At 73.8% G+C, this 18271-nt stretch carries 10 protein-coding genes; 2 read left to right on the plus strand and 8 right to left on the minus strand.

Annotated elements, in window-relative coordinates:
* Positions 1-3 precede the first annotated feature (3 nt).
* On the plus strand, positions 4-3000 hold the full coding sequence (locus ACWED2_RS32285; protein ID WP_449694283.1) for a beta-ketoacyl synthase N-terminal-like domain-containing protein: 2997 nt from the start codon (positions 4-6) through the stop codon (positions 2998-3000).
* Positions 3001-3016: 16 nt separating this feature from the next.
* Here ACWED2_RS32285 and ACWED2_RS32290 read toward each other — a convergent pair whose 3' ends face one another.
* Complete coding sequence (locus tag ACWED2_RS32290; protein ID WP_449694284.1) at positions 3017-4414, minus strand: hypothetical protein; 1398 nt, start codon at positions 4412-4414, stop codon at positions 3017-3019.
* A 1-nt stretch (position 4415) separates the two neighbouring features.
* Between ACWED2_RS32290 and ACWED2_RS32295 the strand changes: the two genes are divergently transcribed.
* Entirely contained in the window at positions 4416-4592 is a 177-nt protein-coding gene (locus tag ACWED2_RS32295; RefSeq protein WP_449694285.1) for a hypothetical protein, read from the plus strand.
* Between the two features lie 75 nt (positions 4593-4667).
* Here ACWED2_RS32295 and ACWED2_RS32300 read toward each other — a convergent pair whose 3' ends face one another.
* The 7 genes from ACWED2_RS32300 to ACWED2_RS32330 form a co-directional block, all read right to left on the minus strand.
* The gene (locus tag ACWED2_RS32300; RefSeq protein WP_449694286.1) at positions 4668-4943 is read right to left on the minus strand and encodes a hypothetical protein; all 276 of its coding nucleotides are present in this window, start codon (positions 4941-4943) and stop codon (positions 4668-4670) included.
* 261 nt (positions 4944-5204) lie between these two features.
* The gene (locus tag ACWED2_RS32305; RefSeq protein WP_449694287.1) at positions 5205-5951 is read right to left on the minus strand and encodes a thioesterase II family protein; all 747 of its coding nucleotides are present in this window, start codon (positions 5949-5951) and stop codon (positions 5205-5207) included.
* Positions 5948-7024, minus strand: coding sequence for an HAD-IIIC family phosphatase (locus ACWED2_RS32310; protein WP_449694288.1), 1077 nt, complete (start codon positions 7022-7024; stop codon positions 5948-5950). Before ACWED2_RS32310 ends, ACWED2_RS32305 begins: the two co-directional genes overlap by 4 nt.
* Positions 7021-8160, minus strand: coding sequence for an acyl-CoA dehydrogenase family protein (locus tag ACWED2_RS32315; RefSeq protein ID WP_449694289.1), 1140 nt, complete (start codon positions 8158-8160; stop codon positions 7021-7023). The genes ACWED2_RS32310 and ACWED2_RS32315 overlap by 4 nt, the downstream gene beginning before the upstream one ends.
* A gap of 3 nt (positions 8161-8163) precedes the next feature.
* Complete coding sequence (locus ACWED2_RS32320) at positions 8164-8415, minus strand: acyl carrier protein (RefSeq protein WP_003066161.1); 252 nt, start codon at positions 8413-8415, stop codon at positions 8164-8166.
* A 28-nt stretch (positions 8416-8443) separates the two neighbouring features.
* A complete protein-coding gene (locus ACWED2_RS32325) occupies positions 8444-9286 on the minus strand; it encodes a 3-hydroxyacyl-CoA dehydrogenase family protein (RefSeq protein ID WP_449694290.1) in 843 nt (280 codons plus the stop codon).
* Positions 9287-9318: 32 nt separating this feature from the next.
* Entirely contained in the window at positions 9319-18267 is an 8949-nt protein-coding gene (locus ACWED2_RS32330) for an SDR family NAD(P)-dependent oxidoreductase (RefSeq protein ID WP_449694291.1), read from the minus strand.
* Positions 18268-18271: the final 4 nt, after the last annotated feature.

The following is an 18271-nucleotide window of genomic DNA, read 5'->3' on the forward strand; positions in this document are numbered from 1 at the left end:
GCCGTGACCGAACCGGCACCCGAATCGGCCGTGGCGCTCGTCGGGATGGCGGGGCGGTTCCCCGGCGCCGCCGACGTCGAGCAGCTGCGCCACAACCTCGCGGCCGGAATCCCCGGCCTGCGCGAGCTGACCGGCGCCGAACTCGCCGCCGCGGGCGTGGACCCGGCCACCCCGGGCCACGTCCGCGTCGGCGGACCGGTGGCCGGCGGCGTCGAGACGTTCGACGCCGCCGCCTTCGGGCTGAGCGCGCGGGAGGCGGAGACCCTGGAGCCGCACCACCGGCTGCTGCTGGAATGCTCGTGGGAAGCCCTGGAAGGGGCGGGCTACCGGCCGACCGATCCCGGCGTGCCCGTCGGGCTGTTCGCCGGCTGCGCGTTCCCCGACTACCTCACCCACCACCTGGCGGGCCTCGCCGCGGAGCCGGGCGGCAAACCCCTGCTGTCCGCCGGGGTGGAGCGGGACTCGCTGACGTCGCTCGTGTCGTACAAGCTGGGCCTGCGCGGCCCGGCGATCACCGTGCAGACGTACTGCTCGACCTCGCTGGTCGCGGTGCACCTGGCGTGCCAGAGCCTGCTGACCTACGAGTGCGACCTGGCGCTGGCCGGCGGCGCGGCGCTGCCGCTGCCGCAGACCGCCGGCCACTTTTCCGAAGAGGGCAGCATCCTGTCGCCCGACGGCCGGGTGCGGGCCCTCGACGCCGCCGCGAACGGGACCGTGATGGGCTCCGGCGCCGCCGTCGTCGCGTTGAAACGCCTGGAGGACGCCCTCGCCGATGGTGACGTCGTGCACGCGGTGCTCCTCGGCTCGGCGGTCAACAACGACGGCCGGGACCGCGCGGGCTACCCGGCCCCGGGTGTCGCCGGGCAGGCCGCGGTGGTCGACACCGCGCTCGCCGTGGCCGGGGTGAAGCCGGAGACGATCGGGTACGTCGAATGCCACGCCGTCGGCACGCCACTGGGCGACTCGATCGAGCTGGCCGCGCTGAACCGGGTGTTCGGGCCGGGGCGCGCGGCGCCGTGCGTGCTCAGCTCGGTCAAACCGAGCATCGGGCACCTCGACCGCGCCTCCGGCGTCACGTCGCTGATCAGGGCGGCGCTGAACCTGCGTGACGGCGTCCTGCCCGGGACCGCGGGGTTCCGCACGCCCAATCCGGCAATGGACGAGCGCTTCACCGTGCTGCCCGCGGACGTGCCCTGGCCCGCCGACGGCTCGCCGCGCCGGGCCGGCGTCAGCTCGTTCGGGGTCGGCGGGACGAACGCGCACGTGGTGGTGGAGCAGCCTCCGCCGCGGGCGCCCCGGCCTTCGAGCGGCCCCTGCCTGCTGACCTTTTCCGCCGGGGACGCCGGTGCCCTCGACGAGGTCACCTCGCGGCTGCGGGCCCACCTGGCTTCGCACCCGGAACTGGATCTCGCCGACGTCGCTTTCACCCTGCAGGTCTCGCGCGGCCACTTCGCGCTGCGCCGGGCGGTGGTGGTCCGGGACCTTCCCGACGCCGTGGCCGCGCTGGCCGATCCCGGTCGCTGGATCGACGGCGAGACCCGCCGCCGTGACCCGCGGTTCCGCCTGGTCGCGGGCACCGGCTCGGACTGGGCCGCGACGGCTTCGGCCGCGCACCGCCTGCTGGCCGGGGCCGAGGTGCCCGCGCCGGCTGCCACGCGGGAGGGAGCGCTGTCGGCGTTGGCCGCCGGCCTGACCCGGCTGGGTGTCCGGCTGGACGACAGCGCGTCCGACACCCTTTCCGTCGACGGCGGTTCGGGCGAAGAGTGGGTGCTGTCCACCTTGGCCCGGCTGTGGATCGCGGGCTGCGCGGTGGACTGGCCGGCCCTGCACCGCGGCGAGGGCCGCCGGGTGGAGCTGCCGACGTATCCGTTCCGGCGCAAGCGGTTCTGGGTCGACGCGGCCCGGGCGCCGCGTCCGGCCGCGCACGTTCCGTCGTGGCGGCTCGATCCGCAGCCCCTGGCCGGCCTGGAGCGCCGGCTGCGGGCGGCGGGGCCGTGGCTGGTGTTCGCGGCCGACCCGCGCGGGGAGGCGCTGGCTGCCCGCATCACCCTGGCCGGCTCCGAAGTGATCACCGTGCGGCCGGGCCCCGGGTTCGCCGCGCTGGACTCCGGCGACTTCGTCGTGGGGCCGGGCGACCTGCCCACGCTGCTGCGATCGCTGGTCGTCGTCCCGCGGACGGTGGTGCACGGCTCCGCACTGGGCGAATCGCCGGGAGAGATCGAGGTGGCAGCCGAGCTGTGGCCCGGCATGGTGACCTTGACCTCCGGCGCGGTCGGCGTGCTCGGGCCCGACTTGACCACACCGTCGCAGGCAGGGCTGACCGCGCTGACCGCACGGCACGTCGACGTGGGCGAGGGCGCTTCTCCCGACCAGGTGCTGGCGGCGGTGCTGAACGCCGAAACCCCGCTCGCGGTGCGCGGCGACCAGTCGTGGCGCCCGCACCACGAGCCGTTCGAGCCGGCCGGGCACGCCGAAGCCGAGGTCCACCGCGACGTACCGGACCTGGGCGGCCGGCGGGGAATCCTGCTGGTCTCACCGGATTCCGCCGGCCGCACGCTGGCCGCCCGCGCCCGGCTCGCGCGGCTCGCGGGCCGCGGCCACTGGACGACGGTGGTGTCCACTTCGGACCCATCGCCGGAAGTCCTCGCCGCGGTGGCCGCTGCCGATCACCTGACCGAGGTCGTGCTGTCCGGGGTGCCGCTCACCCGGCCGGTCGAGGCCGGTGAGCCGGTTCGGACGTCGGCTTCGGTCCGGCCGCGACCGGCGCTGGGGACGCCGTTCGTCGAGCCGGAGCCGGGTCTCGAGCACGAAGTGTCGGTTCAGTGGGCCGCCGCGCTGGGCTACGAGGAGATCGGCGCGGACGACAACTTCTTCGAACTGGGCGGCCGGTCGGCGGGCGCGGTCCGGATCGCGGCCCACTGGGATCTCCCGGCAACGGCGGTGGTGGAGCTGCCGACCGTGCGGCTGCTCGCCGCCCGCATCGCCGAAGGGCGTGCCTGACCCGTCAGAGCCCGCTTCACGTCCGTGCACTTTGCCGGAGGCACGGGGAAAGGGAGAGCCACCAGCTCGCCGAGGCCCGGATCCGGGCCGGGAGGTCCGGGGCGGCCGAGACACGGCGCAACGCGCTGTCCGCACCGGCCATGCCCATCGCGTAGACCAGGCGGTCGAGGACCGAGATCTCCGGCTCGCCCGCCGTTGCGTGGTAGCCCCGGCGAGTGGCGGACAGGGCGGTGGTCCAGAAGCCGCTGGGGCTCGCCCCGCCGACGTGCCCGAGGGCCGACGCGGCGGTGTCCCGGATGGCCACCGGCAACGTCCGGTCCAGCACGAGCAGCTCGATGTCGCGGCGCTCGGCCGGACCGCCGATGACCCGCAGCGCCTCCACGAGCGGAACGGCCCGGTCCTTGTCGTGCCGCCGGCGGCGCAGGGCCGCGCCCAGTGCCCGCGCCACCGGGGCTCGATAGGGCGTGCTGTAGATCATGAACTGGGCGTACAGGCGCTGGTCGAAGACGTCGGCGAAGACGGATTCGCGGATCAGCTCCCGCAGGACGGCGTCGTCCCAGGCCTCGGTGGTCGTCGCCGCCACCGCGGCCGCGATCTCGTCGGTCAGGGACCACTCCGGCGGTCCCGGCAGCTCGGCCGAGAGCAGGTGCCAGATCCGCGCGGGGACCCGCTCCCGCAGGCCCGCCGGCAGCTGCCGCAGGATGGCCCCGGCCAAGGCCGCGGTACTGGCCGTGACCGGTCCGCCCAGCAGGTCGGTGAGGAGATCGGACACGATGACCAGTTGCGCGCTCCGGAAATGGCCCTGGCCGACTTTGCGGAAGCAGGCCAGCAGCGCGCCGGCGAACGTCCGGTCGGTCAGCGGAGAACACAGGTGACCGACCACGAGGCCGGCGGCCGCGGGCGCCGCGGTCGAGTCGAAGACCGAAACCGTGCCGACCATGCTCTGAACGCCGCGGTCGGCCGACGCGGCGGCCGCGGCCGCGATCGCCGCGGCACCACCGACCGGATGCGCCATCAGCCGCTGGTAGGCCTCGGCGCGGTGCATCCACTTCACGCCGTCGGAAATCGCCATCTCGGTGAGCAGCCGCTCCGACAACGTCTCCCAGGTGCGCTGCGGACTGAGGATCGCGTACGGCGTCCGGCAAAGCAGCGCGGTCAGCTCGTTCCATTCGGGCCCGCTGACGGTGCCGCCCCGCACGGCCAGGTCGATCAAGACGTCCAGCCGTTGCGCCGCGGTGTCGTCGGTGATTTCGTCCCGGGCGAGAAGCGGTGCCGCGGCGGCCGTGCCGCGGTAGTACCGGGCCACGGTGTCGGTGATCGCCACCAGCGCCTCACCCTCGAGGCCGAGGATGGTCTCATAGCCGCGGACTCCCGCGTGCGGGATGAGCGAGGTGCTGTTTTCCCATCGTGACAAAGTGCTGATCGAAGGGGCCGCGCCGGGAACGGTGCCGGCCCAGGTTTCCGCGAAGCGCCGTAATCGCCGCATTTCCGGTGCCGGCGGGTGGCGGCGATTCGCGCGCAACAGCCAGCCGATCCGCCGGCCGAGGCGGAGTACGGCGGCCGGTCTTCGCGGTGAAGTCACGCTTTTCTGACTACCCTCGTCGGCTCGGTGGCGGAAGCCGCCATTGGAGTCGGTCCCGCGCGGCCGCCGGCCGCGCGGGACACCGTCACACCTGCGTTCTCAAGATGATGTCGGTGATGTGGGACGCGCTCGGGCAGGTCGCGTAGATGCTTCCGGGGCCGTTGCCGTAGGCCGTGTTGGCGCCCCAGAAGTAGCACTGCACGGTCAGGCTCCAGGCGCCGCTGCCGGATGTGCACGTGCCCCACGCCTTGTTGGCGTTCACGTAGCCCTTGCTGCAGCCGCTGACCTGCGCCGAAGCCGGCGCGGCCGGCAGGACGAGGGGTGCGGTCACGGCGAGGGCGGCGACCGCGGCAGCGGTCATCCGGCGTCGCGTTTTCCCGGATTTCGCGGGCCTTTCGGCCGTATGGTGGGTGTGCATTTCTTCCTCCCTGACGAATCGCGCCGGGCGGGTCCGGCCGCTGATCCGAATCTAGGAGGCTTATCCGGTGCTGAATCGAGCTGTTCCGCGGAGCTTTTGGAGTGGAACAGGCCGCCGCGCGGGTGATGGGCCCGCCGCCAGGGGTATTGGCGACGGACCCACCACGTTCAGAGCCTACGCCTAAGTGCCCCAATAATGTGGCACTTAGGCGTAGGGGCGGAGAGCGGCGGCCAAATGGGCCAGGGTGACGTCTTCCCGCTCCAGCACCGCGAAGTGCCCGCCCTCCAGGACGTGCCCGCGGAACGGCCGGACCGTCTGCTCCCGCCAGGCCAGTACCGACTCCACACTCGCGCGGACGTCGGACGTACTCGCCAGGGCCGTCACCGGCACTTCGAGAGGCGGTCCGGCGACGTACCCGTACGTGTTCTTCACCGTCAGGTCCGCCCGGATCGGCGGCAGGATGAGCCGCAGCACGCGAGGGTCGTTCAGGAACACCTCCGGGGTGCCGCCCAGGGTGCGCAGCAGTGCCACGATCTCCGCGTCGCTCATGCCCGCCACGATCGGGTCGTCCGGGGTCAGCCACTGCGGCGCCGGGCAGCCCGACACCACCAGGTGCACCGGCGGCGCGGCACCACGACGGGCGATCTCCCGGACCAGTTCGAACCCGACCAGCGCCCCCAGGCTGTGGCCGTAGACCGCGTACGGCGAAGCGTCGGACAGGACGAAGTCCGCCAGGTCGGCGACGTACGACGACATCGCCGTGTGCGGGGTGTCCCGCTGCCGCGTCTCGCGGCCGGGCGGCTGCACCGGGCACACCGTCACCCCGGGCAGCCGGCCGATCCACGAACGGAACGCCGAGGCCGAGCCGCCCGCGTGCGGCAGGCAGTACAGCCGCACGTTCCCCGCGGTCGCGGGGAACGGCAGCCAGCGGCTCGCGACGGCCGTCGTCACGACTCCACCTCGAGCGTCACGTACCCCGGCGGCTCCTGAATCTCGGAAAGATCCGCCGCCAGCACCACATGCGTGCCCTCGCGCGAAACCTCGCGGAACCCGCTGAACGCGTACGTGATCTGCATCATCCGGTTGCGGCCGGTTTCGACGAAGTCCGCGCGCAGCCCCGCGCCCGCCGCCCGGGCCAGGCCCATCACGTGCCCGAGCAGGACGGTGCCGACCCCGCGGGACATCACCCGGCACGACATCAGCATCATGTTCAGCCGCCAGTCCGGCGAGCCCTTCTCCAGCAGCGCCAGGCCGATCTTGCCGTAGGAACCGAACTTGTCCGTCAGCGACGCGACCAGCAGCACGTGGTCGTCCGACGAGCGCAACGCGTCCAGCTCGTCGTAGGAGTACGTCCGCCCGGTCGAGTTGAGCTGGTTCGTCCGGACCGTCAGCTCCTCCGCCCGCTGCAGGTCCTCCCGCTTGGCCGGCGCGATGGTGAACCGCAGGTCCAGGCTCGCCAGGAAGTCCTCGCCGGTGCCGGCGAAGTCCGCCTCGACGTCGTCGCGGGCGAGCTGGCTGAAGTACATCCCGCGCCGCTGCGCCGACTCGTCGGTGACGAACCGCGGCGCGAACTCCGGGCGCCGCAGCACCTCGTCGGCTTGGAGAATGTCCACAGTGGTCACCTGCGGCAGCGCGAAGGACACCTCGGCGCGCTCGAACTCCTGGTCGTCGACGAACGCGAACGCGTCCAGCCCCAGGTTGAGCTTCTGCGCGAGCTGCCCGATCGACACCGACTTCGCGTTCCACGAGATGCGCGGGAACAGGAAGTACTCGTCGAGGCCGAACTCGCGCAGCTTCGCCATCGCGGCCTCGTGGTCGTTCTTGCTGGCGACCGAGTGCAGCACGCCCATCGCGTCGAGCCGCTTGACGTGCTCGACCACCCACGGGCGCAGCCGGACGTCGCCGTCCTCCAGCAGAACCCCGTCCCAGACGGTGTTGTCGAGGTCCCACACCACGCACTTGATCTTGCCCTGGACCGGCTTCTGGGCGGGAGCCACGGGTGCCGGGGAAACGAGACTGGTCACGGTACCTGCTTCCGGTAGGCTTCGGCGGCGATGGTCATCCGCTGGATTTCGGTGCTGCCCTCGATGATCTCCATGACCTTCGAGTCCCGGTAGAACCGGGCCACGGGGTAGTCCGTGCTGCAGCCGTTGGCGCCGTGCACCTGCACGGCCTCCGACGCGTGCTTCGCCGCCGCGACCGACGCGAAGTACTTCGCCACCCAGGTGGCCATGATCGTGGCCGAGTCGCCGCGGTCCTTGAGCCGGCCGGCCTCGGCCAGCAGCAGCCGGGCCGCGCGGACGTCGGTGACCATGTCCGACAGCTTCGCCTGGATCAGGGGGAGATCCTTCAACGGCGTGCCGCCGACCGTGCGACGGCTCGTGTAGTCCGCGCACGCGTCGGCGCACGCCTGGATGATGCCCACCGACCCGGCCGCGACGCTGTAGCGGCCGAGGTCGAGCGTGCCGGTGAGGACCATGCCGGAGGCGAAGCCGCTCGGCCCGAGCAGCGCGTCGGCACCCAGCCGGACGCCGTCGAACCCGATCGTGGCCAGCATCGACGACCGCGTCCCGAGGATGTCGTCGATCGGGGTGACCGTGACACCGGGCGCGTCGCGCGGCACGAGCAGCGCGATCGTGCTGGCCGGGCCCTTCGCGAAGACCAGGAACAGGTCCGCGCGCTGCCCGTTGGTGGTCCACTTCTTGAGGCCGTCGAGCCGCCAGCCGTCGCCGTCGGGGGTGGCCGTGGTGGTGATCGCGGCCGTGTCGCTGCCCGCGCCGGGCTCGGACAGGCAGAAGGCGCCGAGCACGCGCCCGCTCGCCAGTTCCGGCCCCCACCGGTGTTGCTGCGCCTCGGTGCCGAAGCGCAGCAACGCCCAGGAGAGCATCGTGTGCACGGTCAGCAGGCTGCGGACCGACGAGCAGCCGCGGCCGACCTCCTCGTGGATCTCCCCGAGGGTGACCATGTCGAGGCCGAACCCGCCGAGCTCGGGCGGCAGGAACGGTGCCCACAACCCAGCGTGCGCCATCCCGTCCAGGACGTCCTCGGGGATGCGCCCGGCTTTGTCCCACGCGTCGGCGAAGGGGACGATGTGCTCGTCCACGAAGGCCCGCGCGGCCTCGCGGCCGGGCGCGCGGACCGCGGTGAGTACCTCCGGCACGGTTCAGCCCACCGTCGCGGCCGGGCGCAGGCGGCCGACCAGCTCGGTCATCGCCGCCGCGGTGCGGAAGTTGTCGATCCGCAGTTCCTCGTTGGGGATGGTGACGGCGAACGTCTTCTCCAGGTGCATCACCAGCTCCATGGCGAACAGGGAGTTGATGTAGCCGAGCGAGAAGATGTCCTCGGTGGCGGTGATCTCGGCCTGCGGGAAGCGGCCGGTGATGAAGGCGAGGATGTCGCCGGTGGTCTCGGACATGGTGGTTTCTCCTTCTGGGTAAGGGGATTCAGGAGTAGGTGTGGAAGCCGCGGCCACTCTTGCGGCCGTGCAGGCCGGCGTCGGTCATCTGCTTGAGCAGCGGGCAGGGGCGGTACTTGGAGTCGGCGTAGTGCTCGTACAGCACCTCGACGCTGTAGAGGATCGTGTCGACGCCGATCAGGTCTGCGGTCTCCAGCGGGCCCATCGGGTGGCCGAAGCAGCCGCGGAAGACCTCGTCGACCGACTCGGCGGTGGCGACGCCTTCGTGCACCAGGTAGGCAGCCTCGTTGACGGTCAGCATCAGCACGCGGTTGGACACGAAACCCGACGCGTCCTTCACGTCGACCCAGCGCTTGCCGATGCTGGTGAGCAGCTCGCGGGTGCGCAGGATGGTCTCCGGCGTGGTGTGGAAGCCGGGGATCAGCTCGACGACGGGCTTCTGCGGCACCGGGTTCATGAAGTGGACGCCGATGACGCGGCCCGGGTTCTTGCCGACCGAAGCGATCCGGGTGATCGGCACGGCCGAGGTGTTGGCGATGATCACCGTGTCCGGCCCGCAGACCTCGTCGAGCTCGGCGTGCACGGCGGCCTTGATGTCCCAGTCCTCGGTGACGTTTTCGACCAGGATCTCGGTCTTGTCCAGCGCGGCCAGGCCGACCGCGGTGGTGATCCGGGCGAGGATCTCGTCGGCGTCGAGCGCCGGCCCGCCCATGAGCCGGCTGAGCCGGCAGTTGCGCGTGATCGCGGCGCGGGCCTCCTCGAGGATCCGCTCGTCCTTGTCGACCAAAACGACCTCGTGGCCGGCGGCGGCGAAGTCCTGGGCGACGCCGATGCCCATGACGCCGGCGCCCACCACTCCCGTGACTGCCATGACTGTTCCCTTTCTGTGGACGGACTGCTGGTTCAGGCCCGGCGCCGACGGGCGGCCGCGGCCTTGATCCCGGAGCGGCGCAGCTGTCCCTGCGCGCTGCTGTCGGGTGCGGGTTCGGGGATCTCCGGGCCGCCGGCGGCGATCTTCGCCAGCGCGGCGACGGTGGGGGCCTCGTGGATGATGTGCGGCGGCAGTTCCGCGTCCGGGAAGCTGCCGCGCAGCGTCGCCAGCAGCGAGATGCCGAGCAGGGACGTGCCGCCGAGTTCGAAGAAGTTGTCCGACGCGCCGACCCGGTCCAGGCGCAGCGCTTCGCACCAGGCCCCGGCCACCACGCGCTCGGCGTCGCCCTCGGGCTCCTGGAACGGCGTTACCAGCTCGGGCCGCGGGTGGCGGTCGGCCGTCGAGCCGCCGTGCGCGGCCGAGGTGACGGCGTCGACGCTGAACCGGGCGGCCACGGCCGTCACCGCGTCCAGGTCCTGAGTGGACACGACGACGTGCGGTTCGCCCGAGGCCAGCGCCCGCAGCAGCGTGCGCCAGCCCTGCTCGAAGTCGATGCCGAACTTGGCGCGGTGCTCGCGGAAGTAGGTCTGGATGTCCTCCTCGTACCCGGACAGCCCTTCGTCCCAGGCGTTCCAGGTCCACTCGCCCCACGAGATCGACACCGTGCGGCCGCCGTGGGAGGCGGCGTAGGCGTCGAGCCACGCGTTGCCGGCGCAGTAGTCGACCTGGCCGGGACCGCCGCCGGTGACCGAGGTGATCGAGGAGAACAGCGCGACGAAGTCCAGGTCCAGATCGGCGGTGGCCGCGCTGAGGGCCCGGGAGCCGGGCAGCTTGGGTGCGAGGACCTGGTCGGCGTCGCCGGCCTGCTTGAACTGCATCAGCCCGGTGCCCGGCACACCCGCGGTGTGCAGGATGCCGTGCAGTGCCCCGAATTCCCGGACGGCCACGGCGACCGCGCGCCGGACGTCGGCCTCTTCGGCGACATCGCCTTCGACGACCACCACTTCACCGCCGAGGGCCTCGATCTCCTGCACCCGGGCGACGCGGTCGCGGATCGTGCCGGGCACGTCGTCGGTGCCGTCGGCGATCCCGGCCCAGCGTTCCCGCGGCGGCAGGCCGCGGCGGCCGAACAGCACGAGCTTCGCGTGGCTGTCGCGGGCCAGCCGCTCGGCCATCGCCAGCCCGATCCCGCCGAGGCCACCGGTGATCAGGTAGACACCCTGCTCCCGCAGCACGTCCGCCGCCTGCTCGATCGGCTGCGGCGCCAGGACTTCGTAGCCGGGCAGCCAGCGCCGCGACCCGCGCAGCGCGACCGTGCGGCCGGGGGCCGGCCGGTGCAGTTCGGCGACCACCGCGGCGGCACCGGCGGCGGCATCGACGTCGATGAGTCGCGTTTGGACACCCGGGTACTCCATCGGGATGACCAGGTTCGGCCCGGTGAGCGTGGCCGCGTCGGGCCGGAGCTCGCCGTCGTGCAGGACGCGCTGGGTGCCGGTGGCGGCCAGATCCAGGGTCCAGCCGCCGAGGCCCAGCTCGCCGGCCGCGCGGGCCAGTGCGACGAGCGTGTGCAGGCCGAGCAGCAGGGAGTCGTCGTCGAGGTTCCACAGGTGGACGACCCGATCGAGGCGGGTGCCGCCGCGCTTGAGGTCGCGCAGCAGCTTCAGCAGGTCGTCGACGTCGCCCGGGCGGACGGTGGCGTCCGGGCCCGGCCGGTAGCCCGCGCCCGGCCGGACCACGGTCACCGGGTCGCCGGTGCGGCGGATCCCGTCGAGGACGTCTTCGGCGAGGCCGGGCCGGGCGAACACGAGCCAGGACGCCGGCTGCGGCGCGGCGGGCGCGGCCGAGGTCTGGCGCCAGGTGGGCAGGCTGATCCACTGCTCCTCGGGCAGCAGCGGGATCCGGTCGAACTCCTCCAGGGGCCCGTCCGCGGGCGGCTCGACCCGGGCGGTGCCGGTGGCCGGCTTCGCCTCGATCCAGTAGCGCTGCCGCTGGAACGGGTAGGTCGGCAGGGGCACGCGGCCGGGGGCGGTGCCCCGGTAGACCGATGTCGCCGTGCCGCGGCCGTGGTAGGCCGACCAGTCGAGGTCCGCGCCGAGCAGCCACAGCCGGGCCAGGCCGTCGGTGAGCACCTCGTCGGCGGGCCGCGGGTCGTCCGCGGCGGGCAGTGTGGCGGTGATCAGCGGCCAGCGGCTCGCCGGGCTCAGCCCGCGCAGCAGCGCGCCGAGCGACGGGCCGGGGCCGATCTCGACGACGGCCAGGTGCTCGTCGGCCAGCAGTTCGGTGGCCGCGTCGGCGAACCGGACGGTCTCGCACATGTGCCGCGCCCAGTACCCGGGGTCGGTGACCAGCTCGGCGGTCGCGTGGCCGCCGGTCACGTTGGACAGGTAAGGCAGCTCGGGCGCGTTGAGCGTGACGTTCGCGGCGATCCACGCGGTCAGCCCGGCGGCGGCCGGCGCCAGCATCCGCGAGTGGAACGCGTGGCTGGTGCGCAGCGGACGACAAGGCACGTCGGCCGCGCGCAGGTCCTGCGCGAGCCGGTCGACCGCCGTGGTATCCCCGGCCACCACGACCAGGTCCGGGCCGTTCACCGCGGCGATGTCGATCCCCGCGAGGTCGAAGCGCGTTTCCAGCTCGGTGACCGACAGCGGCACTGCGGCCATCGACCCGCCGGGCAGCGCGGCGATCAGCTCCGCGCGCTTGGCGACCAGCGCCAGGGCGTCGGGGAGGGAGAGCACCCCGGCCAGGCAGGCGGCGACGTACTCGCCGAGGCTGTAGCCGAGCATCGCGGCGGGCCGCAGCCCCCAGTCCATGAGCGTCCGGGCGAGGGCGTAGTCCACGGCGAACATCAGCGGCTGCGCGAGTTCGGTCTGCTGGAGTCGTTCGGCGCGCGGGTCTTCGTCGCCGCTCCGGCCCAGCAGCGCGGCCAGGCTCGGTCCGCCGCCGCGCGTGCCGGTGACGAGGTCGCCGTCGGCGTCGAGGTGCGCGAGGCATTCGTCGAGGTGGGCGCGGAACACCGGCTCACGGCGATGGAGTTCGCCGACCAGGCCGGGGTACTGCTCGCCGACCCCGGCGAAGAGGAACGCGACCGGCCGGTCCTGCACCGGTTCGACCCGGGTCGCCGGAGCACCCAGCGCGGTCACCGCACTGTCCACATCGGACGCGACCACGGCACGCCGGTGCTCGAACGTCTTGCGCCCCTCCTGCAGGGTGAACGCCACGTCCGCGAGCCGGGCGTCCGGGGTCCCGGCGAGGTGCTCGCCGAGCCGCCGGGCGGCCGCGTCGGCGGCGTCCGCAGTGCGGGCCGAGACCGGCAGCACCTGGTAGCGGCGTTCGGTGTCCGGGTCGCCCGGGGGCGGCGCCGGCCGGTCCGGCGGCTGCTCGACGACGACGTGCACGTTGGTCCCTCCCATGCCCAGCGAATTGAGCCCGGCGATCCGGGGACGGCCGCCTTCGGTGTTCCACGGCGCGAGCTCGGCGGCCACCCGGAACGGGCTGTGCTCGAAGTCGATTTCCGGGTTCGGCGCGGTGTAGTGCAGCGTCGGCGGGATCAGGCCCTCGCGGACGACCAGCGACGCCTTGATCAGCCCGGCGGTGCCCGCGGCGCGGTCGAGGTGCCCGACGTTCGGCTTCACCGAGCCCAGGGCGCAGTACTGCTTCTCGGCGGTGTCCCCGAACGCCCGGGTCAGCGCGGCGACCTCGATCGGGTCGCCCAGCTCGGTCGCAGTGCCGTGGGCCTCGACGTACCCGACGTCTTCGGCGGCGACCCGGGCGTCGGCCATGGCGTCGGCGATCACCCGCGACTGCCCGCCCACGCTCGGCGCGGTGTAGCCGACCTTGAGGGCGCCGTCGTTGTTCATCGCGGAGCCGCGGATCACCGACCAGATGTGGTCGCCGTCGCGCAGGGCCGCGCCGAGCTTCTTGAGGACGACGACGGTGGCGCCGTCGCCGAACATGCTGCCGTGCGCCTGGGCGTCGAAGGTGCGCACGTGCCCGTCCGGGGACTCCTGGCCGCCGGGGGAGTGCAGGTGCCCGATCCGGTCGGGCACGCGGACCGAGACGCCGCCGGCCAGGGCCATCTCGCAGTCGCCCGCCCGGATGCTGCGCATCGCGGTGTGCACCGCCACCAGGGACGTCGAGCAGAACGTCTGCACCGCCATGCTCGGGCCGCGCAGGTCGAACAGGTAGGACACGGTGGTGGTGAGGGCGTCCTTGTCGTTGCCCATCACGAGTTCGTAGATGCTGGCGTCGGCGTCGGAGGTGAACTGCCCGGCGATCCCGAGCAGGTAGGTGGAGAGGTTGCAGCCGCCGAAGACACCGACGCGGCCGCGCTCGCCGGGCCGCGCGTACCCGGCCTGCTCCAGCGCCTCCCAGCAGACCTCCAGGAACAGCCGCTGCTGCGGGTCGGTCAGCGCCGCCATGCGCGGGCTGAGGCCGAAGAACGCGGCGTCGAAGCCGGTGACGTCGTCGAGCACCGGCCGCGCCGGCACGTAGGCCGGGTCGCGGACCTCCGCCGGGTCGACCCCGGCGGCGATGAGCTCGTCGGGGGTGAAGAAGGTGATCGACTCGACGCCGTCGCACAGGTTGCGCCAGAACTCGTCGACCGTGCCGGCGCCGGGGAACCGGCCCGCCATGCCGACGATGGCGATGTGCCGGTCGAGCTCGTCGTCCTCCGGATCGGCGACGACGACCGGGGCCACGACCGGCGCCGGCGCTTGTTCGTCGAGGGTGGCGGCGAGGGCCTGCACGGTGGGCAGCTCGAACAGGGTGACGGTCGGGATGGCGACGCCGAAACGCTCCTTGACCAGCGCGAGCATCTGCAGGGCGAGCAGCGAGTTGCCGTTGAGGTCGAAGAAGTTGTCCCGGGTGCCGACGGGTTCGACGCCCAGCACGGACGACCAGACCTCGGCGAGGCCGCGTTCGGTGGCGGTCATCGGCGGGACGTAGGGCTGGGGCAGGTCGGGCCGGGGGAACCGGTCGGCCGAGGTCGCTTTCGCCGGCTTCGCCGAGCCGGGGAGACGCTCGTCGAGCCCGCCGGCGGCGACGACCACGGCCGGGCCGGCGTGCGCGGTGAGGCGGTCGAACGCCGCCAGTGCCTGGGTCCGGGTCATGGCGTGCTTGGCCATGGAGGCGCCGAGCCGGGCGTCGAGCCGTTCGAGGGTGCCGGGCCAGGTGTCCCACGCGGCGGCGAGCCAGCCGGGCCGGCCGTGGGCCTCGGCGAGCAGGGCCGCGTTGGCGGCGGCGTAGCTGCCGAAGGTGATCCCGCCGAGCAGCGCCGAGGTGGAGGAGAAGAGAAGTGTCCACTCGGGACGCTCGGGCAGCTCGTCCAAGACCTCGGCTAGCACGCGGGCGCCGCCGACCTTGGCACGGAAGTGCCGGGCGATGGCCGGTTCGTCCAGTTCGGACAGCGGCCGGAACCCGCTCGGGTCGGAGTCGGCGGCGGCGTGGACGATGCCGTCGAACCGTTCGGTGAGGAGCGCCCGCACCGCGGCGGGGTCGGTGATGTCCACGCGAGGGGTGTGGACCTCGGCGCCCAGGGCACGCAGCCGCGCGACGGCGGCATCGGTGCCCCCGCTGCGACCGGCGAGCACGAGCCGGCGCGCGCCACGGGTGGCGAGGTGCTCGGCGACGGTGAGGCCGACGCCGCCGAGGCCGCCGGTGATGAGGTAGCTGCCGCCCTTGCGGATCGTGGGCGGGGCGGAGGGCTCGGCGGGCCGGTACCCGGGGACGAGCCGCTGGTCGCCGCGGTAGACGGCCAGCGGTGTGCCGGGTGAGCGCAACTCGGCGGCCAGCGCGGCCGCGGCTTCGGCGGGGGTGTGGGTGGCGTCGAGGTCGACGGTGCCGGCATCGAGGTTCAGGTACTCCTGGTTCGCGACGACCGGCAGCACGGCCACCGCCGCCTGGGCCGGGCGCACGCGGCGGGCCGAGCCTGCCCCGGGCGGGGCCGGCGGGAGCGCGTTTGCCCCGGCCCCCGCGGCCGGGCGTCCCGAGCCGTCCCCGGCCGCCTGCCCGGCGCGAGTCGCCACCAGCACCCGCACCGCTCGCGACCCGTCGCCCGCCGCCGCGGCGAGCGTGCGGGAGACCGCGTGCACCGCCGCCACGTCGTCGTCGAGATCGAGCGCCGACAGGTCCACCACCGTGTCCGCCTCGGCCACGTCCACCACGTCACCGAGCAGCGCGGTCAGCGCCGCGGCGACACCGCCGGAATCCGGCAGGATCGCGACCCGGCCTGTCGTCCCGGCCGCGGATGCCGGCGCGGGGCGCCACGACGGCGTCAGCAGCTGCACGTGCTCGTCCGGCTCGGCGGTGAGCCGCGGGACCTCCGGCGCAACCGTGCCGGGCGCGTCGATCCAGTACCGCGACCGCTGGAACGGGTACCCCGGCAAGCCGACGCGCCGGGCCCCGCGGCCGCCGCGGACGCCCGGCCAATCGAGAGCCACCCCGGCCAGCCACAACCGCCCGGCCGCCTCCGCCAGTGCGGCCGATGCCGGAGCCGGGTCGTCGGCGCCGGGCAGCGTCGGGATCACCGACGCCCAGCGCGACGGCGCGCACGCCCGGTGCCCGCGCACCATCGCGCCCAGCGACCGGCCCGGCCCCAGCTCCAGCAGCACCGTGTCCTCGTCGGCCAGCAAGGTGGCCAGCGCGTCGTCGAACCGGACCGGCGCGCACATGTGCTCGGCCCAGTACCCGGGGCCGGGCGCCTCGGTGACCAGCCCGCCGGTGACGTTGGAGACATAAGGGATCGTGGGCGCGGACAGCGTGATGTGAGCGGCGACCCACGCGGTCAGCTCGTCGCGCAGCGAGGCGAGCTGCCGGGAGTGGAAGGCGTGCGTGGTGGCAAGCGGCCGGCACGGGATGTCACCCAGCGACGCCCGCAAGGCGGAGATGGCCTCCGAAGTCCCGGACACGACGGTCAGCTGCGGCCCGTTCAACGCCGCGATGTCGAGGTCGAGGCCGACGATCCGGGCCCGCACGTCGTCGGCCGGCAACGGCACGGCGGCCATCGCCCCACCCGGCAGCCCGGCGATCAGCTTCGCGCGGTGGGTCACCAGCGCGAGGGCGTCTTCGAGCGAGAGCACTCCGGCCAGGCATGCGGCGACGTACTCGCCGAGGCTGTAGCCGACCAGCACCGACGGCTCGACACCCCACGAGCGCACCAGCTGCGCCAGTGCGTACTCGACGGCGAACAGCGCCGGGTGCAGCACCTCGGTGCGGTCACCCGCGCGGTCGCCGCCGGAGCTGCGGCCCAGCAACGCGGCCAGCCCACCGGAGCCTTCCCGCGAGCCGAGCATCTCGTCCAGCACGGACGTCTCCAGCAGCGCGCGGCAGCGGTCCAGCTCGGCCCGGAACACCGGCGCCGTCTCGTACAGCTCCGCGGCGAGCCCGGGGTACTGCTCGCCGGTGCCCGCGATGAGGAACCCGACGCGGCGGCCGGTGCCCGCGTCGCTCGACGCCGACACCGAGCCCGACGCCAGCAGCCGCGCCGCCTCGTCGGAAGAACCCGCGACCAGCATCCGCCGGTGCCCGAACGTCGTCCGTCCGCTTTGGAGCGTGTGGGCGACGTCGGCGAGCGCGTCGCCGGACGCCGCCAAGTGCGCGGCGAGGTTCGCGGTGGCCGCGTCCGCGGCGGCGGCCGACCGGGCCGACCACACGAGCAGCTCCGGCCCGGCCGGCGCGGTGGGCACCGCCAGCGGCGCCTCCTCCAGCACCACGTGGGCGTTCGTGCCGCCGATGCCGAACGCGCTGACCCCGGCGCGGCGCGGGACGTCCGTGCGCGGCCACGGCGTGCGCTCGGTGACCACGGTCAGCTCGGCGCCGCCCGCGGTGAGCTGCGGGTTCGGGGTGCCGAGGTTGCGGGTCGGCGGGATCTCCTCGTGGTGCAGCGCCAGCGCCGCCTTGATCAGGTTGGTCACGCCGGCGGCGCGGTCGAGGTGCCCGACGTTCGTCTTCACCGAGCCGATCCGCAGCGACCGGCCCGCGAAGACCTGCTGCAGCGCGGCGATCTCGGCGGCGTCGCCCAGCGCGGTGCCGGTGCCGTGCGCTTCGACGTAGCCGATGTCCTCCGGCTCCAGCCCGGCGGCGGCGAGCGCCTCGGCGATCACCGTGGCCTGGCCTTCGACGCCGGGCGCGGTGAAGCCGACCTTGCGGCCGGCGTCGTTGTTGACCGCCCAGCCGCGCAGCACCGCGTACACCCGGTCGCCGTCGGCCAGCGCGTCCTCCAGCCGCCGCAGCGCGACCACGCCGACGCCGCCGCCGAGCGGGGCACCGAGGCCCGCGGCGTCGAACGCGCGGCACTCGCCGTCCGGCGGCGCGATGCCGCCCTGCTGGTAGAGGTAGCCGACGCGGTGCGGCACGCCGATCGACACACCGCCGGCCAGCGCCACGTCGCATTCGAAGTTCGCCAGGCTGCTCGCCGCCACGCAGACCGCGACCAGCGACGTCGAGCAGGCGCTCTGGATGCCGAACGCGGGCCCGGACAGGCCGAGCGTGTGCGAAACCCGGGTGGCCAGGGTGTCCTTGTCGTTGCCGAGGGCGATCGCGATCTCACCCATCTCCCCGGCCGCGTTCGCCGGGGTGAGGTTGTGGGTCAGGTAGGTGCTCCACGCGCAGCCGGCGAACACCCCGATCGCGCCGTCGAACCGCGCGGGGTCGCAGGCCGCGTCCTCCAGGGCGTGCTGGCTGTGCTCCAGGAAGAGCCGGTGCTGCGGGTCGAGGATCTGGGCCTCCTTCGGGTTGATCCCGAAGAAGCCCGCGTCGAAGTCCTCGACGCCGCGCACGACGGCGCCCGCCTTGACGTAGGCCGGGTCGCCGAGCCGGTCGGCGGGCACCCCCGCGGCGAGGAGCTCCTCGTCGGTGAAGCGGGTGATGCCGGAGCGGCCGGCGCGCACGGTCTCCCAGAGCGCGCCGACGTCGTCGGCGCCCGGGAAGCGGCCGGCCATGCCGACCACGGCGATGTCCGCGGGCGAGATGCTGGTGTCGGTCACGGTG

Source organism: Amycolatopsis sp. NPDC005003 (assembly GCF_053600695.1).

Excerpts from the sequence above, each read along its gene's own strand:
- ACWED2_RS32320 (WP_003066161.1), bottom strand. The coding sequence starts at position 8,415 with ATGTCCGAGACCACCGGCGACATCCTCGCCTTCATCACCGGCCGCTTC.
- ACWED2_RS32325 (WP_449694290.1), bottom strand. The coding sequence starts at position 9,286 with ATGGCAGTCACGGGAGTGGTGGGCGCCGGCGTCATGGGCATCGGCGTC.
- ACWED2_RS32300 (WP_449694286.1), bottom strand. The coding sequence starts at position 4,943 with ATGACCGCTGCCGCGGTCGCCGCCCTCGCCGTGACCGCACCCCTCGTC.